This is a genomic window from Franzmannia pantelleriensis, assembly GCF_900102875.1.
Lineage (GTDB): Bacteria > Pseudomonadota > Gammaproteobacteria > Pseudomonadales > Halomonadaceae > Franzmannia > Franzmannia pantelleriensis.
On sequence record NZ_FNGH01000010.1, the window covers coordinates 92,408 to 110,650 of the forward strand.

The 18,243-nt window shown below is 55.5% G+C and carries 15 protein-coding genes; 9 read left to right on the top strand and 6 right to left on the bottom strand.

Going from position 1 to position 18,243, the window contains the following annotated elements; genetic code table 11:
• Positions 1-34 precede the first annotated feature (34 nt).
• A complete protein-coding gene (locus tag BLT16_RS13700; protein ID WP_089659070.1) occupies positions 35-1,642 on the top strand; it encodes an SLC13 family permease in 1,608 nt (535 codons plus the stop codon).
• A gap of 605 nt (positions 1,643-2,247) precedes the next feature.
• Here BLT16_RS13700 and BLT16_RS13705 read toward each other — a convergent pair.
• From BLT16_RS13705 to BLT16_RS13725, 6 genes are all read right to left on the bottom strand, one after another.
• Entirely contained in the window at positions 2,248-4,635 is a 2,388-nt protein-coding gene (locus tag BLT16_RS13705) for a S8 family peptidase (protein WP_176817236.1), read from the bottom strand.
• A 15-nt stretch (positions 4,636-4,650) separates the two neighbouring features.
• Positions 4,651-5,628 (bottom strand): AAA family ATPase, encoded by a 978-nt coding sequence (locus tag BLT16_RS13710; RefSeq protein ID WP_089659071.1) that lies wholly within the window; start codon positions 5,626-5,628, stop codon positions 4,651-4,653.
• A gap of 57 nt (positions 5,629-5,685) precedes the next feature.
• Positions 5,686-6,897 (bottom strand): helix-turn-helix domain-containing protein, encoded by a 1,212-nt coding sequence (locus BLT16_RS13715; RefSeq protein ID WP_176817237.1) that lies wholly within the window; start codon positions 6,895-6,897, stop codon positions 5,686-5,688.
• Between the two features lies 1 nt (position 6,898).
• Positions 6,899-7,582 (bottom strand): hypothetical protein, encoded by a 684-nt coding sequence (locus BLT16_RS20670; RefSeq protein WP_143025074.1) that lies wholly within the window; start codon positions 7,580-7,582, stop codon positions 6,899-6,901.
• A gap of 371 nt (positions 7,583-7,953) precedes the next feature.
• Complete coding sequence (locus BLT16_RS13720; protein ID WP_089659073.1) at positions 7,954-8,553, bottom strand: flavodoxin; 600 nt, start codon at positions 8,551-8,553, stop codon at positions 7,954-7,956.
• Positions 8,550-9,497 (bottom strand): alpha/beta hydrolase, encoded by a 948-nt coding sequence (locus BLT16_RS13725; RefSeq protein WP_218124452.1) that lies wholly within the window; start codon positions 9,495-9,497, stop codon positions 8,550-8,552. Before BLT16_RS13725 ends, BLT16_RS13720 begins: the two co-directional genes overlap by 4 nt.
• A 266-nt stretch (positions 9,498-9,763) precedes the next feature.
• Here BLT16_RS13725 and BLT16_RS13730 point away from each other — a divergent pair, with 266 nt between their 5' ends.
• From BLT16_RS13730 to BLT16_RS13765, 8 genes are all read left to right on the top strand, one after another.
• A complete protein-coding gene (locus tag BLT16_RS13730) occupies positions 9,764-10,657 on the top strand; it encodes a LysR family transcriptional regulator (RefSeq protein ID WP_089659075.1) in 894 nt (297 codons plus the stop codon).
• A 224-nt stretch (positions 10,658-10,881) separates the two neighbouring features.
• The gene (locus BLT16_RS13735) at positions 10,882-11,373 is read left to right on the top strand and encodes a (R)-mandelonitrile lyase (RefSeq protein WP_089659076.1); all 492 of its coding nucleotides are present in this window, start codon (positions 10,882-10,884) and stop codon (positions 11,371-11,373) included.
• An 11-nt stretch (positions 11,374-11,384) separates the two neighbouring features.
• Positions 11,385-12,146 (top strand): carboxymuconolactone decarboxylase family protein, encoded by a 762-nt coding sequence (locus BLT16_RS13740; protein ID WP_218124453.1) that lies wholly within the window; start codon positions 11,385-11,387, stop codon positions 12,144-12,146.
• A 2-nt stretch (positions 12,147-12,148) separates the two neighbouring features.
• On the top strand, positions 12,149-13,225 hold the full coding sequence (locus tag BLT16_RS13745; protein WP_089659077.1) for an alpha/beta hydrolase: 1,077 nt from the start codon (positions 12,149-12,151) through the stop codon (positions 13,223-13,225).
• Positions 13,226-13,294: 69 nt separating this feature from the next.
• A complete protein-coding gene (locus tag BLT16_RS13750) occupies positions 13,295-14,386 on the top strand; it encodes an alpha/beta hydrolase (RefSeq protein WP_089659078.1) in 1,092 nt (363 codons plus the stop codon).
• 78 nt (positions 14,387-14,464) lie between these two features.
• Positions 14,465-15,616 carry an aldo/keto reductase gene (locus BLT16_RS13755; RefSeq protein ID WP_089659079.1) on the top strand — a complete coding sequence of 384 codons (1,152 nt, stop codon included), beginning with the start codon at positions 14,465-14,467 and terminating at the stop codon, positions 15,614-15,616.
• Between the two features lie 168 nt (positions 15,617-15,784).
• Entirely contained in the window at positions 15,785-16,879 is a 1,095-nt protein-coding gene (locus BLT16_RS13760) for an alpha/beta hydrolase family protein (RefSeq protein ID WP_218124454.1), read from the top strand.
• 189 nt (positions 16,880-17,068) lie between these two features.
• A complete protein-coding gene (locus BLT16_RS13765; RefSeq protein ID WP_089659080.1) occupies positions 17,069-18,196 on the top strand; it encodes an MBL fold metallo-hydrolase in 1,128 nt (375 codons plus the stop codon).
• The last annotated feature ends 47 nt before the right edge of the window (positions 18,197-18,243 follow it).

Below are 18,243 nucleotides of genomic sequence, written 5' to 3' on the forward strand. Positions count from 1 at the left end.
ATGACAGGAGACAGGCAAGGAAGAGGAGAGAACGATGAGTGAACAACCTCACCAGCAACCAGGGCTCGATGATTCACCCAGTGGACGATCCGCCAGCATGATATGGGGCCTGCGCGGCTTCGGGTTGTTCATGGCGCTGCTGGTCTGGCTCGCCATGGGCCAGGCAGAGGGATTGTCGTCGGACGCGCGCTGGGTCGCCGCGATCGGCACCCTGATGGCGGTGTGGTGGATGACAGAGGCCATCCCGCTCTCGGCCACGTCACTGCTGCCGATCGTGCTGATCCCGATGCTCACCGAGCGCACCGTCGGCCAGGCCACGGCGCCCTACGCCAGTCCCATCGTGTTTCTCTTCCTTGGCGGCTTCTTGATCGCCATCGCCATGGAGAAATGGAACCTGCACCGCCGCATCGCGCTGATGACACTGGCACGGGTCGGGGTCGAACCGAAGCGCATCGTGCTCGGCATGATGCTCGCCACCGGCTTTCTGTCGATGTGGGTCTCGAATACCGCCACGACGCTGATGATGCTGCCGATCGGTCTCTCCGTGCTGGCCCTGGTCGCGGAGCGTAGCGGCGAATCCCTCAACGAGGCCGCCCCTGGGCACGACCCCGCGGGCAACGAACACGACCACCACCGGGCCGGTCATGTGGACTTCATCTTCGATGACAACATCAAGCGGTTCGGCCTCTGCCTGCTCCTGGCGATCGCCTGGTCGGCAAGCATGGGCGGCCTCGGCACCCTGCTCGGCAGCCCGCCCAATGCCATCGTCGCCGGCTACGCCGCCGACGAACTGGGCCGCAATATCGGCTTTCTCGAGTGGATGATGCTCGGCGTGCCGCTGGCCTTCACCTTCATCCTGATCGGCTGGGTGATGATGACCCGGGTGCTCTACCCCTTCAAGGTCGATGAGATTCCCGGCGGCAAGGAGATGATCGCCGGCGAGATCCACAAGCTTGGCCCGTTCAGCCAGGGCGAGAAGATGGTGATGCTGGTGTTTCTCTCGGCGGCGTTTCTGTGGGTGGTGCCCGGGCTGCTCGGCAACCTCCCCTGGTTGGGTGAGCGGCTGGGGCCGCTGGGCGAGCTCAACGACACCGCCATCGCCGTCGCCGCCGGCATCGCGATGTTCATCCTGCCCGGGAGGGGCCGGAGCGAGATGGTACTGACCTGGCAGGATGCCGAGGACGGGCTGCCGTGGGGCGTACTGCTGCTGTTCGGCGGCGGCCTGAGCCTTGCCGGCGCCGTTGCTGCCTCCGGCCTCGATAGCTGGTTCGGCCAGCAGGTTTCGGGCCTCGGCATGCTGCCTATCATCCTGCTCGTCGCCGCCGTCGCCACCATCATCCTGTTCCTGACCGAGGTGACCAGCAACACCGCCACCGCCGCGACCTTCATCCCCGTGCTCGGGGGCGTGGCGCTCGGCATTGGCGCCGACCCGATGACGCTGCTCATCCCGGCGGCCTTTGCCGCGACCTGCGCCTTCATGCTGCCAGTGGGTACGCCGCCGAACGCCATCGTGTTCGGCACCGGCGCGGTCACCATCGGGCAGATGGCCCGCGGCGGGATCGTGCTCAACGTCATCGGTATCGTCTTGATTACCCTGTTCTGCTATTTGCTTGGTGGCTTCGCGCTCGGACTGGCGTTCTGATCGGGGTAGGCGGCACAAGCGGTGCCGGGTGGGATGCCCGGCACCGCTTTTAAAAGGATATGGGGAGCTATTGACGTAGTGGCCCCATCGCCCCATCTGGACTCGAACCAGCGACCAAGGGATTATGAGTGCAACCAAGCCATTTCTGAGGAGCGCGCCTGCAGCGCATAATCCTTTAATTTCAGATAATTGGAGATTTCCATGTAGTACATGCTTAACACGGGTAGCACCCAATCAGCAACCAAACCGCGACCAGATTGGGTCTGCCCTCACAGCGGACGATCGTCCGCTGCGTAGACAGAAGCTTTTCATCGTAGTCCCTAACCTCTAATGAAATGGGAGGGATCAGCCATGGCCGATAACATGATAATGCGAGATCCCAGAGGACGCTGGGTGAGTAATGTGCCTCTACGGAGCCACAGAGATAAGAGCTCCTAAAGGCCCTTCTTGGTCGGCCTTCGACTTGCTTCTGATAAAAGGAGCTCGGTTCCACATTGCCTACCATTTTGGCGGGCATGTTACCGCCGAGCACACATTTCACCATGACATTGCTAAAAAACCCGTTATAGATAATCACCGAGCATAGTTTTTCATTAATCCGATTACTAGACCCTAGCTCTTCCCTGCGCTCTAGCCCTCTGTTGAGCCTGTTGCTCGATCCGCTGTGAAATTTGTGTATATAACTGAGCGTTTTCGTTTTCACGGTCAGTAACTGTAACCACAAGCGAGTATGGCTCTTGCTCTAAGCTAATCGCCTCACCCCAATCCTTATCTTGTCGGGTAACGACTACAAACCATTTTTCAGCTGGGTTAGGTTGACGAATTGTCCATTTAGAGCACTGAACAGATCCTCTCCCTCTCAAATCAGCAGAGATATCCCTATTGCTCACAGAATCATCACCCCTTGACTTGTTTTCATCTTGGGTATTGTGATTAAAGAACCTTTGAACATTATCTAAAGATGAGTCTTTGACCAACCTATAATGGATCTTCGTGGCCATATAGTCAATTCGAGTAGTTTTGACCGCAGGAGAATAGGCGAGAGCAACGCGAATCTCTCGAGTAGCTCGCTGAGGCCTTAAAAATTCTTCAGGGAGAGGAAGCTCAAAAAAATGGTGAACATTATTTTCGATCTTTTCCTCCGCCATAAGCACAACAGCCGTCTCAGATGAACGAAATAGCTCACTTTCATCCACAAAGCCATAGCCAGCTGTATCTCGATATGCCTCGCGGCCAGTTGCCCTCTTATAAGCCTCTTTAGCCTCCTCAGAGAAAGTATCCTTAATCTCTCTCGGCATATTAGCGTGATTTACAATCAACGCTCTCAACAAATTTGAAGATGCTTTGGGATAATTGTTCAGCAAGCGCCCGGCCAAATGGGTCACATATGGAGCTGCATAGCTTGTCCCAGACACTTCACATAAAAGAGCGTCACCAACAAATTTATTATTACAAGTCAACACCCCCATGCCACGCGCAACAGCATTATATTCAGCCTCTGTTCTCACAGGAGAGGCGTAGTTACCACCAACTGCGACCAACTCAGGCTTTATTGCACCTTTAACAGATGGACCATGACAGGTGAACGGTGAAGGCTGGTTTTCAGATGCAGGTGCAAGCTGATTAATTTCAGGGTAGCGCTGAGCATCAAATGTAGCATTATGCCTTGCTATACTCCCTACAGTAATTGCATGCAAGGCAGGAGCAGGATCAAAAATAACACTTTGCTCACATAACAAATACTCCGGGTATTCCTCACGCCAACTATTCTTGGGGACCTCAGGATTTACCGACCCTGTAAAGTTTCCAGCCGAAACAACAAAAAGCACATCATACTCTCTTGATAGCTTATCCAACACATAAGCTATGCCCCGGATATGACGACTATCATACGGAGAATTTTTATTCCCTATCGATAGATTAAATATCCTGCACCCATGCTCATCTACAAAATAAGAAACAGCATCCAATAAAGTTTTTTCTATTGTCCCTATATCGAATTCGCAATTTTCGTCCAAGACCTTACCATTAAAAATAAGAAGCTCTGGCTTCCAATAGTTCGAGGCTTTGCACGCTTCGATATCACCATAAAGAGCTATTCCTGCTACTGCTGTGCCGTGACCAGCACCATCAAACTCATCTTCCCCCTTAACAAACGATTCACTCTCAGCCATCGCTGGGGCTATTAGTGGATGGTTTGTCGCGATGCCACTATCAAGAACACAGATCCTGGCTGCATTTTCAGGCGGAGCAGGAATATCAAGAGGCAGATTTTCAAGGTTAACATTGAGCTGATGGTATTGAATGCCACTTCTAGGTGGCAAATCCAATAGCCTAACGTCACCATGTTCGAGCAGTAAGTTTGCTTGCTCCTCGGTCACCTCTAAACGATACATAACCAAGCTGTCGAGATTCAGCTTATCCTTACGTGAAATATCGTTTTCAGCTAACCATCGCTCGAAAGTCTGGCAGATATTTAGCCTACCAGGATGGTGAGCAACATTTATTGGCCAAAGTTCCACATCAACGACAAATGATACTTGGTCTGGAAAACCTTCTTTATTAACAACCCAGCTTTTTCTATCTTCAGCTGTCCAATTTTCGACCCCTTCGATAGCCTCTAGGATTTGCTTATATGTGAGCTCCTCCTCATCTATCCCAAGTTTTTGTAGATGATCTGAAAAAATTGCCAAACCGGCTTCATCCGCAAAAACAACACATAACTCACCATCTTCCTGACTGACAAATTGAACGCCGTGCTTTTGCAGATGATTAATATCTAGCGGTCCTGTATATCGGATCTTAAAAACAAAATTACCAGGCCTAGATGAAGGCTGCCTTCTTGCATATTCAATAGAATGATTCAAGCTGGTCAACAAGCGCTGACCGTGATCTCTAAGGTCGCCGCGATCTGGCCTTGGAATATTCATTCTTCTTGTTCTTCTTTCGTTTTTCAGAAGCTCCCTTTCTATAAACAGATGCTCATAATCCATAATAGCCAACCCTTCTTATTTCACTCGCTCGCGCAAAGCAGCCTGCTTAATGTCTTTAATAGTAATAAACTCTTGACTACGAAGAATCATACGCTTAACAGCTCTTCGCACAATGCGTTCGATGTCAGCGCCACTACAATTGACAAATATTTCTATTAATGCTTTATCGTCCAACTCAAACTGCCGCCGGACTCCCCGAAGCTTAAGCAAAAGAACCTGCTGAATTTGTTGTTCACTGGGAAGCGGAAAATCAATGCTTTCATCGAATCTACGCCAGATCGCAGTATCAAGAATCCTCTCATGGTTAGTAGCTGCCAAGATAAGGCTTCTTCCTTGGTAAGCATCCATCATTTGTAGTACAGCGTTAACTACTCGACGCAACTCACCGTGCTCGGCTGAATCATCCCGCGCTTTACCAATGGCATCAAATTCATCAAACAAAACCACCATTGGTTGATTTGCAATAAAATCAAACACCTTACGAAGGTTTGCAGCAGTTTCTCCAAGAAAAGAAGAAACTAGAGCATCAAGGCGTACTATAGCTAGTGGAAGATCCAACTCAAAAGCGATCACCTCTGCAGCTAGGGTTTTTCCACATCCTGGAGGGCCAAACAAAATAGCTTTGCCTGACGGCTTCATACCGTAACTTTTAAGAACATCTGCACGCCTGTGTTCTTCCAGCAACTCTTCTATAGCTGCCAAGCTTTTATCTGGTAATACAATCTCTTCCAAGGGTCGTTGCGCTTGGCGTATATCCAGCAGAGGTAAACCACGCTCTTTGTCAGTGGGAGGCTGTGGTAAAGCACTACGCCCGTTCCATTTTGCAGGCTTTAAATTATCGCCGTACAGAATTTTCTCAAGGTCGTTAGCTAACAGATGGTGCTGCTTCTGCCGTTCATCCTGAATAATAGTTTCTGAAGCATGACGAAATGCAGCAGAGTCTCCACTGGCCCCGGCTCGAATCAACTGCCTTAACACTTTCCCGTTCGCCATTAGTTTTTCCTCGACCAGGCATTTCCTTTCACTGGCATTTTCAACATTATCACCGCGCTATTTCTGAAATGGCAGAACATCCGCTCGGGTAGCTCGACCCGACCTCCCGGCATTGTGCTTGAGCTTGAGAGGCACAACGTTACCTCCAGCCTCAGGCTGCGCGCTCAGGTAACCCGGGCGCAGGTTGCAAAGCATCTCAATAGTTTCGGGTGATAGCCCAATCTGATGCACCAGCTCAGCACGATCAAAAATGCCATTATCGACCAACAGGTGAGCACCACGCATCATCAGCTTGGGCTGTTCAAACTCAAAAGCATCATCGCCTGGCTCGCCTTTCGTCCATTTGCGTGCCGAACGCCCTTTCCATAGCCTTAATTCCAGCTGGTCAGAAAGAAGCGATAAATCACGGCAGCGTACAATCATCGCTGCCACAGAGACTTTCCAGCGAGGCTTCAGTGAAAGCAGGTTATCAAGCGTTGGCCACACCACCTCTTGGGAGAAGCTTTCAGGCGGCATCAAAAAGGCACTAGCAAAGCGGTGAGCCTGAGCTTCTAAAAGATCATACAGCTCGTTTTTCGTATATTGGGAAGCCGGTATTCTGGAGTGAAGAACGACATGTCCAAGCTCATGCGCTGCGTCAAAGCGGTTGCGAATCGCATTCGCTTTGTCTTCAGCGATAAGAACATACGGACGATCATCCAGAATTGATACATGGGAAACACCGTCCATCTTGACGTGCCCCAGGGTTGCACGGGTGCAAATAATACCCGCATTCTCCATCACCTGGATGACATTCGGGATAGGAGCCGTACCGAGCTTCCAAGTCTCGCGACACTCCCGCGCGATTTCCTCAATATCCTCATCGCTAATCAGCCGGCAATCGTCGGTATCTAGTATTGGCACATTGACTTCAGGCCAGTCCATCGCATCTTGAAAGAAGTCAGAGATCTCTTGAAGCCAGGCCAAATATAGCTGAGACCTTTCGCGCGCCTGTTTGTAAGCAGCCGCTTGGTTACGAAAAAAGTAAGGGCGCTGTTTCTCTTCAACTGCAGTGGGCACTGGCCTCAAAAACCACATGCGAGAAACACTAAACACGCGACACAGGCGATCAAATGACTCAACCTCAGGCAGCTGAGCACCTTTCTCCCAAGCCGAAACGGTACTGGAAGAGCGACCAACCTGCTCTCCCAGCTCCGATAGGGTTAAATTGTGGACCGTACGCAACTGGCTCAACCGCTGGCCCTGGAAACCCTCAACCCCTGTTCTCATGTCACTCGCTTCCACCTTCTTCGCTTTGGTCCTCAGACTCGGCGTGGCGCATCCTCTCACGCAGGGTCGGGTAGGCAACATCAGGAAGCTCCCCTTCCTCATCATAGTACTGCCAGAGCTGACCTACCTCTGCCCACAGGTGATAGCGTGCCCGATGGTCACTGTAAGGAACAGCGATCACATAGCCCAACGGGCTGCTATGATCCCCTTCAGTCCACTTAGCCGAATGTGGTAACAACAAGGCATGAAGCGAGTCATCGTTTGGACCGAAGGGTGGCACGAAAGGAGCAAAAAAATCAGGATGTTGCTGCTGCAACCGCTCGTTTTCCACACGAAGTTCGCGCCGAAACTTGGCCTCCCGGACTGGAGGAACCCTGTCTACCGTCACGATGCTGGTTGTGATCTGTAGAAAACCGGCACGTATAAGCGCGTAGTAACCGCCGGCTGGGCGTGTGGCTCGGTTGATCACCTCGAAGCCCTCCCCCCCTGGCAACCCCAGCAGCGCCTCCTGCACCATGTAGTGGTGGGATTGCGGACCAGGCCCTGCTAAAGGCACATTCTGATAGGTAGCTTTGAGGTGACGATCGCTCTTGTTGAACGCCGCCTCGATGCTCTCAAGCACGCTCTGCAGGTGGTGGCGAGGCAGTTCCTGGCAGATGAAACGGCTGATTTCTTCTTGATTCACAACGGTTCCTCAGGTTGCAGGCAGCGATTTCTGCAATACGGATTGTAGACGCATTTTTTCCTGTTATCCAGAACGTCTGCAGCTGAGAACGCCATACGAGGCCCCCCATGATTAGTAGCAGGCTAATAAGATTCCACTCATCCTCGTGCTATTGCTGTCCATGCTGAGGACGTTCAGCCAACCTATAGCATGCCACTCCGCTGCAGTTGGGGCTCCAACAGAAACAGTCAGACTAGGAGCGTTGGCGTGGCATGGCTAGGCGCTGCCAGATACCAAACAAAGATCAGTTGCGCAGCGCTGAATTGCAAATGTAAAAATCTTTTCCAGATCGAATATTACCAAAGCGATTGGTCGAGCCGGTCAATGTGAGTTCAGTCAGTCGATGGAACCTCGTTGAGCCAGTCCGTGACGCGATTAAGAGTCCGCCGCTCCTGATCGGCCTCCATCGACAGCTCAGTTTTGAGTAGCCGGGCCCGAGGGGCGTGCTCAGCGATTACGGCGAGACTGTTGCCCAAGCCATAGCCCCCGTGGGTGATGAAGGGAATCAGGGTCTTACCCGACAAGTCATGGCTGGAGAGGAAGGAGCGGATGATTGGCGGTGCGGTGCCTCCCCAAATCGGGAAGCCAAGGAATACGGTCGAGTAGTTTGCCATGTTGGAGACCCTGTCCTGAAGTGCCGGCTCGAAACCGCTGTCCCGTTCACGCCGCGCTTGTGCGACGGTTTGTTCGTAGTCCTCGGGATACGAGGTGGCGGGTTTGATTTCAAAAAGATCGGTGGTCCGAGCACGGTGAATCTGACCGGCAATCACACGGGTATTTCCAGTACGCGAAAAATACGCCACCAGCGTTTCGCCGGCGCGACGTGGCGTTGTCTCCGATGTAGCCAGTACGGATGGCGCCCAGGCCACCAGCGGCAACAGCATGGAGGCCGACAGAACAGCCCGACGAGAAGGTGATTTTGGTGAATTCATGACGCTATCTCGATTTCCTTTTTCCAGAATCTGATGGCTTGGCCGATCCAGCCCTGTGCACTGGTGCCTTGGCCTGTGCCGAATCCGTGACCCACGCCGGAATACTTGTGGTACTCGACCCGCGTTCCGATGCGCCGCAATGCGGCAATGCGCGTTTCCATCGCGGTAGGCGGCGAGATGCCATCGCCGTCACCCACGACCACGAACGTGGGCGGCTCCGATGTGGCGACTTCCGAGTGGCCAGTGTAGGCCATGATCACCACAGACGGCTTGGGGTGGGATGGAGCGCCGAACCAGGCTGTGCCATGCGAGCCGATGGCTGCGGCCATCCTCGCTCCTGCGGAGCTGCCCCACAGCGAGTAGCCTGCCATGTCGACTTGTAAGACATCCGCGTTCTCGACGATGTAGGCAATCGCCGCCGCCAGATCCTCTGTCGCCATCCTGCCGCCTTGCCCCGTCCGATACGTCAGCACGAAGGCATTGAGTCCCTGCTTGCTGATTTCCTCGGCATAGGGAAAGCCTTCATGCACCGACGCCACGTAGGTGAACCCGCCCCCCGGTGCAATGACAGCGAAAGGGGCGCCGGGCTTGCCTCGGAAAAAAAACAGCCCCGTGTTCTTCAGCGCCGGCTGCGCCTGCAGCTGCGCATCCGTGTAAAATTCATAAAATACGGTACGGTCGGCGCTCACATCGTGCACCATGCGGTTGAGCGCGGCGATCACGACTGCCGGTGCCACTTGGCTGTGGTAGGGCAGGAGCTGGCCAATCTCCTTGAGCGGCAACGCCAAGTCGTAGTTTTGTCCATCCCATGGCAGCATCCGATGGCTGAAGTCTCGGAAGGCCGGATGATTCAGTAGATCATTGCAACGATCCTCTGAATGAAGACAGGGATACTGGATGCTGACCGCCGGGAGCGTCTGTGCCGTTGTTTTGCTTGCCGACACAGGGGTTCGTTTACTCTGCTCGTCGCAGGGTGATGTCGAAAGCATCGCTAGTACCTCACCTGTCAACTTTCGCACATGGGTGAGCCAACTCGTCTTCGTCAGTGCGCTAGCTTCAAAACCGCGGCGACACGAAGCCGAAATAAGATTGCTTGTGGGAACATTGGCTGATGTGATGCTCTCGCCAGCATGCAACAAGCAATGTAGCGACAAGGCACTTCATTGATAAGATAGGGTAATCGACATACGGACTTGAGCTGGATTCAAAAATGGCTAGAGACGGTTACAGTGACTTGCTCGCTTTCATCCACGTGGCTCGCGAGGGCAGCTTCACTCGCGCCGCTGCGCAGCTGGGCGTGTCGCCATCCGCGCTCAGCCATGCCGTTCGAGCATTGGAGTCGCGCATGGATGTACGCCTGCTGACCCGCACCACGCGCAGCGTGTCCACCACGGAAGCGGGTGTGTATTTATTTGAGCAAGTTGCGCCTCGCTTCGAAGAGATCGACGCTGAGTTGGTGGCCGTGGCCCAACAGCGCAAGAAGCCCGCCGGCACGGTGCGCATCAGCACCGCTGAACATGCGGCCAATACCATCCTTTGGCCCAAACTGTCTAAGATACTGCCCGAATACCCCGACATCACGGTGGAAGTCACTGTGGACTACAACCGCTCGGACATCGTTGCCGAGCGATACGATGCTGGCGTGCGCTTGGGCGACGAACTGGCCAAGGACATGATCGCGGTGCGCATTAGCCCAGACATGCGCATCGCCGTGGTTGGTTCCCCCGCTTACTTTGCTGACAGGGCAAAGCCCAAAATTCCCAATGACCTAGCGGAACACAACTGCATCAACCTGCGTCTGCCCACCCACGGTGGTCTGCTGCCATGGGATTTTCAGAAGGGAAAGCGCGAACTCAAGGTACACGTGACCGGACAGTGGATTTACAACAGTGTTTCTCCTATCGTGCGGGCCGCGCTCGAGGGGCAAGGCTTGGCTTTCGTGCCGGACGATGCAGTAACAGAGCACATTGCCGAAGGCCGGCTGATCCGCGTACTGGACGACTGGTGCCAGCCCTACACAGGCTATCACCTCTATTACCCCAGCCGGCGGCAATCCTCCGGCGCGCTGGCGGTCATCGTCGAGGCGCTACGCCATCAGGATTGACTCACTCGGTCGCCAACCCTTCCCCGTTAAGCTTCGTGAAAAGCAGGAGACGCACGGAGTCGGCGCATTGATGAACTCAGCTCAAAAGCGCTTGCATGATTATGGGCTTACTCTGAATACACCTCTTCTATAGGCTCTTCTCTGGTCACTAATCGGCCGAGCACGTTCACGCGTTCATATGGGCACGAACGATGTTCTGCGTCATGACAGAGAAGGAGTCTCCAGTGAAAACTCACCTGATCGCAGCCAGCATATCGCTGCTTCTCATGGGCGCCGCCTCTGCGCAAGCACAAGGTATCCAGGTCACTCCAGCGGGCTCGGCGCCGTCCAGCATTGCTCCCGCCGAAAATTTCTCCGGCCATGCCGTAGTAAATAGAATGGTTGCCGGCGACAGCGCCCAATATGGCAGCGTAGGCAAGGTCGATTTCGCACCCGGTGCGCGGAGCGCCTGGCATACGCATCCGGCCGGACAGCTGCTAATCGTGACCGATGGCAAAGGCTGGGTGCAGGAAGAAGGTCAGCCGAGGCATGAGATCCGAGCCGGTGATGTGGTCTGGATCGAACCCAACGTCAATCACTGGCATGGCGCTACGGATACCACAAGCATGGGGCATATCTCCGTGGCTTACATGCAAGACAGCAGGGCTGTTGACTGGTTGGAACGGGTCAGCGACGAAGAATACCAAGAGCCGGACCAGGCTACGGAAAATCCGTAAAGGGAGAAAACATGAAAACCACATTGATTGCACTGATCGCATCCGCCGTTCTCTGGGTGCCACTGAGCCAGGCTACCGAACCTTCATCTTCGACCCAGGCCTCCCGGGACGCTATGCATACTGACGCAGCCTCCGAAACGTTGAGCGAGCGGCAGCAGGCCATTCCCGTGATTACGGCGCTTGCCGCGAGCGGCGATATCGAGCGCCTCGAAACGGCCCTGAACCAGGGACTGGATGATGGCCTAAGCGTGAGTGACGCGCGCGAACTGCTGGTGCACCTCTACGCCTATGCCGGCTTCCCGCGCAGTCTCAATGCACTGAATGCACTGCTTCGCGTCGTTGAGGATCGCCAACAGCAAGGCATAGAAGACGATCCGGGAAGAGAGCCCAGCGGTGAGATTCCGCAGGGCGAAGATCTGCGAGCTGCTGGGACGGCCAATCAGACCAAACTGGCTGGCCGGACGGTAGAGGGCCCCGTGTACGAATTTGCTCCAATCATCAACGAGTTCCTGCAAACCCACCTGTTCGGCGCCCTCTTCGAGCGAGACAACCTCGATTGGCAGAGTCGTCAGCTGGGAACTGTGGGTGTTCTGTCTGCATTGCCTGGAGCCGAGGCACAATTGCGTTCGCATATGGGAGTCAGCATGCGGGTTGGTCTGACGGATGAACAGTTGCGTCAGCTCACCGAGGTGCTTGCAGAACGCTTCGATGAAGATGCCGCTAGCCGTGCCAGTGAGGCACTGAATCAGGCACTCGCGGAGTCTGGAGGCTGAACATGCATATTACCAAGGCTCTGCTGACCCTAACGGCACTGACCTCGCTCTCCGCCTGCACAACCCTCCCCGAGGGCTCAAGCTCCAACGACCTGCTCGTGATTCAGGAGCAAGGTAGCTTCGCCGCAGGCGGGGAACTGGTGAGTACTCCCGGCACTTACGACAACAACAACCCGACGGCTGCGGGGCAGACCTTCCATGGCGATCATCTTTACGCCTTCTATCAAGTCCCGCAGGACTCCAAACCGCTACCTATCATCATGCTGCATGGCGCTTTTCAATCAGGGCGCAGTTGGGAAACCACCTCAGATGGCCGTGAAGGGTTTCAAACCCTTTTCCTGCGCCGGGGCTTTCCAGTCTATCTCGTCGATCAGCCACGTCGAGGTCGAGCGGGCAATAGCACTGTCGCGGAGACAATCGAACCGACACCTCTGGATCAGCTCTTCTTCGATCAATTTCGGCTCGGCAAGTGGCCAGACTACTTCGAAAACGTCCAGTTCGACCGCACCCCCGAGACGCTGGAACAGTTCTTTCGCTCGGTCACGCCCAACACCGGGCCTTACGATGCCGACGTAATCTCGGATGCCATGGCAGCGCTATTCGATAAGACGGGCCCTGGCATTTTGTTCTCGCACTCGCAGGCAGGTGGACCTGGCTGGCTGACCGCGATCAAGAGCCAGAACGTCGAGGCTATCGTCGCTTTTGAACCTGGTAGCGGGTTTATCTTCCCTGAGGGAGAAGTGCCGCCGGAGATGCCCAGTGCGGCCGGAGTACTGGAGGCGGAAGCAGTGCCGTTAGTGGATTTCCAGCAACTCACCCGTATTCCGATCATCATCTACTACGGCGACAACTTTCCGATCGAACCCACTACTGAACGCGGACAGGACAACTGGCGGGTACGGCTGGCCATGGCCCGGCTTTGGGTGGATGCCATCAATCGCCATGGCGGTGACGCACAGCTGGTGCATTTGCCAGAGATCGGGATTCAGGGCAACACGCACTTTCCGATGTCCGACCTCAATAATGTCGAGATCGCCGACCAGGTTTCACAGTTTCTATCGGAGAAAAACCTGGACTGACAGTTCCAGGCGCCCTCTCTCAAGACGCTATTACTTTATTCGTTTGTAAAGACGTATATGGAGAGCAAAATGACCAACGCAATCGTCACTTTGAAGAGACAAAATTTTCTCGGCGCCACCGCACTGATTGTCACAGGTGCGATGTTAGGCGTTTCATCAATAACGACTGCTGTCGCGGCGGACTCTCAGCAGAACCCTTTTACCCTGGTCTATGAAGGTGCAATCACCGAAAACGAGACAGGCCAGGTCAACATTCACCCGGTCACTTATCAACTGAACGGCTTGGACATTGCGGCCAATGTCTATACGCCGGCGAACTATGATCCCGAGCAGGAGTACCCCGCCATCGTCGTGGCACACCCCAACGGTGGAGTGAAAGAACAGGTTGCGGGCCTCTATGCCCAGCGTTTGGCAGAACAGGGCTACATCACGATTGCGATGGACGCGGCGTATCAGGGGGCGAGTGGCGGCGAACCGCGCAACGTCGATAAACCTGTTTACCGTATCGAGGACATCCACGGTGCGGCTGACTTCATCACCCAGTATGAGGGCGTTGACCAAGCTCGGTTGGGTATCCTCGGCCTCTGTGGCGGTGGCGGATACACGCTGGCCGCAGCGCAGACCGACAAGCGTTTTCAGTCTGTCGCAACGCTCAGCATGTTCAACTCAGGGGCGGTACGTCGCAATGGCTACCAGGACTCCCAGTTGGACACGATTCAGGAACGTTTGCAGCAGGCTTCGGATGCCCGAGCACAGGAAGCGGCCGGCGGCGAGGTGCTCTACTCTGGCGACGCTGATATGACCGATGAGGAGATCGCAGCGCTGCCGTTTGATTTGTATCGCCAAGGCTACGAGTACTACTGGCGGACACATGCGCACCCCAACTCGACCTTCAGGTATACCACCAGCAGCCTGCTCGACCTGATGCGCTGGGATGCCACTGATCAGATCGAACTGATCGACCAACCGCTGCTGATGATTGCAGGCAGTGAAGCTGACAGCCTTTACATGACCGAAGACGCGTTCGCCCAGGCCACTGGCACTGAGGACAAGGAACTGTTCCTCATCGACGACGCCACGCACATCGAAACCTATTGGATGCCTGAGTATGTCGATACCGCAATGGGCAAGCTGAACGAGTTCTACGCTAGAACTCTTTAGCATGAACCCAGGTTCGAGCCCCTTCCTCAACGTTCGTAATTGAAAAAGCGCATTAACAGCCAAGCGAGGAGAGTAGCCATGGATAGCAGTCGTCGTCAGTTACTAAAGGGATCGGTGGCGCTGGCTGCCGCAGGGATTGCGGCGGGCTTCAGCCCGTTGAGAGAGGGAGTACAGGCGAGCGTCGAAAGCGCCAGCAGCAGCGCCAATCAGACCAACGAGGCGATTGGGCGCCGCCGACTGGGATCGCTGGAGGTATCGAGTCTCGGGCTCGGCGTCCAGAACATGAGTCGCACTTATCAAACCACGATCCCGCACCGTCCTGAGATGATCGATATCATTCGGACCGCTTTCGATCGTGGCGTTACTTTCTACGATACGGCCGAGGCCTACGGTCCTCACGAGGTAGAACGTATCTTGGGCGAAGGTGTCGCGCCGTTCCGAGATCAGGTCGTGATTGCATCCAAGTTCGGCTGGAACATCGATCTCGAAACTGGCGAGCGGCAACCAGGGCTCAATAGTCGCCCGGAACACATCAAACTGGCTGTCGAGGGGATGCTCCAGCGCCTGCGCACGGATCGGATCGATCTCCTCTACCAGCACCGGGTCGACCCGGAGGTACCGATTGAAGATGTCGCTGGCGCCGTTCAGGACTTGATGGATGAAGGTAAGGTGCTGCATTGGGGGTTGTCTGAGATGGGCCTGGATACCCTGCGTCGCGCGCACGCCGCGCTGCCCGTTGCTGCCGTTCAGAACGAATATTCGATGCTGTGGCGCGGTCCTGAGGAGGAAGTCATCCCCCTGTGCGCGGAGCTGGGCATTGGGTTCGTGCCATGGAGTCCGCTTGGGGTCCAATTTCTCACTGGGGCTATCGACGAAAACACGCGCTTCGCAGAGGGCGATATCAGAAAAATCGAGCCCCGATTCTCGCCAGAGAATCTGCCCCACAACATGGCGCTCGTCCAGCTCGTGAAGGACTGGGCCGAGCGCAAGGACGCGACGCTGGCCCAGATCGCGCTTTCGTGGCTCATGGCACAGGCGCCCTGGATCGTGCCCATCCCCGGAACGACACAGATGGCGCACATGCTCCAGAACATTGGTGCGGAAGAGGTCAGTTTCAGCGCCGACGAGCTTCAAGAGTTGAATACGGCCCTCGACCAAATCACCATCCGCGGCGAGCGACTGCCGCCGGCGGTGCTCGCCTTTAGCGGGGTTGAAGCACCGCTGCCATGACGCTACGGCCACTCTGTAAGCGCATGGCTTCTGGCCTATCGGTTCAGGAGTCTGCGAGCGGCGGGCCATACCATGAATCCTGGTCGCCATGGTCACGACCAAATGTTATGACCGCAACGCCACCGAATTACTCTGTGATACCCCTGTTAACGGACAAGGACACAGCCCATGCGCTTACCTGACAACCCGACCACTAGACCTTTGAGCACGGCTATTGCGGCCATAATGCTAGCCAGCACGCTGGGCGTGGGTTCGGCTACCGCTCAACAACTGAACGATATTCGGCCTGCTGAAAGCCCACTGGTCCTCGAATCACGCGGCAGTTTCTTCGTTGGTGGTGAGCAGGTGGAAAGAACTGACGTTGAGATCGGCAGCCTGGGGCCGGACGATCAGATCACTATCAATCAGATGTATGTGGAATACATGGTTCCAGAGAGGGCAGCCAGCGTGCCGGTGGTGATGGTCCATGGCGCCACGCTCAGCGGAAAGACCTACGACACCACTCCGGACGGTCGTATGGGATGGTTCGAATATTTCGTCCGCGAAGGCCATCCGGTTTACGTCGTTGATCAGATAGGTCGAGCGCGTTCGGGCTTCGACCAGTCCGTATTCAACAGGGTCCAGGCCGAGGAAGTTCCAGCCGACGAGCAACCCGAACTGCTCAGGCTTGGGGACCGTTTCGGTGCATGGACGAACTTTCGCTTTGGCCCTGAACCCGGCCAGCCGTTCCCTGATACGCAATTCCCGGTCGAGGCCGCAGCCGAATTGTCCAAGCAAAGCGTCCCCGACCTTCTCGGGACCTCCCGTGCAACCAATCCGAACTGGGAGGCATTGTCAGACCTGGCGTTGCAACTCGATGGCGCGGTGCTGCTGGTCCACTCCCAATCCGGCCCATATCCGTTGGAATCGGCCATCATCGACGCCACTGGCATTCGAGCCATCGTGATGGTGGAACCGGGTACCTGTAATGCAGAGGTCCACACTGATGACGAGATAGCCACCCTCGCGCAGACACCGATGTTCATCCTGTTTGGTGACCATCTTGCGGCTAACACACAGCTGCCGGGGCCAAGCTGGGAAGATCGCTTCAACGACTGCAAGGCATTCAAAGAGCGCATCGATGCCGCCCAGGGCGATGTCCGTTTGCTGGCCACAGCCGACACCGGCACGCGCGGCAACAGCCACATGATGATGATGGACGAGAACAACTTACAGATCGCCGATCTAATCCTGGCCTGGATCGACGAGAAAGTAGACCGTTGATTCAAGCGCTGTCGCTGTGGATCGCATGTCTTGATGGAAAGCTGCCGCTTTCTATCCAACTACACCTTGATAAGGTGGTTGTTCTTTTGGCCTGTTTGGGCAAGAGCATCGCTTTGGTATCGGCCTGGCACCGTTGTCGAATTAAGAGACTGCGACATGGGGTTTTGCTGTGATGGAGAAAGATGGTTGATGAAGAAATGGTTACGCCGTACCGCTTTGGTACTGTTGGTTTTGGGTGCCGCCCTCGCAGCAGGTAGCTACGCCTATCTGCAACATCCTAAGTTCGGGGCGCTGCCCGAGGGCGAATCCCTGCGCGCCATTGAGGCATCACCGCACTATGTCGACGGCGAGTTCCGCAACCTGATCGACACCCCGATGCGCACCGGCGAGAGCCGCGGCTTCGTGGGCAACGTCATGTCGATGTTGTTCGATCGAAATCCGCGCCTGGCTCCCGATATGGCCTTGCCGTCGGTACGGCGTGATCTCAAGGCGCTCGATCCGGAGGAGGACGTGGTAGTCTGGCTGGGACATTCGTCCTACTTCGTGCAGGTAGCGGGGCATCGCATCCTGATCGACCCGGTTTTCTCCACAGAGGCTGCGCCGGCCCCATACCTCAATACCGCCTTTGCCGGTACAACTCCGTACACAGCTGACGACTTTCCGGAAATTGACTACCTGCTGATCACCCACGATCACTGGGACCATCTCGACTATCCCAGCATCGCCGCGCTGCGGGAGCGGGTGCGCCATGTGGTGACGGGGCTGGGCATGGGTGAATACTTCCGGCACTGGGACTATCCTGCTGAAAATATCTATGAGGCGGATTGGAATAGCGTGCTGGAGCTTGACCCCGACTTGCGCATTCACGTCCTGCCAGCGCGCCACTACTCCGGGCGCATGCTGACCCGAAACAAGACATTGTGGGTGGCCTTTGCTCTGGAAGCGCCTCAGCGCAACCTGTATTTCAGTGGAGACAGCGGTTACGGCCCGCATTTCCGTGAGATTGGCGAGCGCCTGGGTGGCTTCGACGTGGCCGCGCTGGACATGGGCCAGTACGACAGCCGCTGGGCCAACATCCACATGACTCCCGAGGAGGCCGCACAGGCAGCCCTCGACCTTGACACGCAGATCCTCCTCCCGGGTCATGCGGGTCGTTTCTCTATCGCAGCCCACGACTGGGACGAACCCTTCGAACGCATTGTAAAGGCCAGTGAAGATCAACCATATCGCCTAGTGGTGCCAATCATTGGCGAGGTGATACGACCAGATGACGAATTCCAGGAGTTCTCACGCTGGTGGGCCACAGATTCGGAATAGCTGCCCAGTCATTATCGCGTGAGTGCTTCTACCACGGCCCGTGGAGT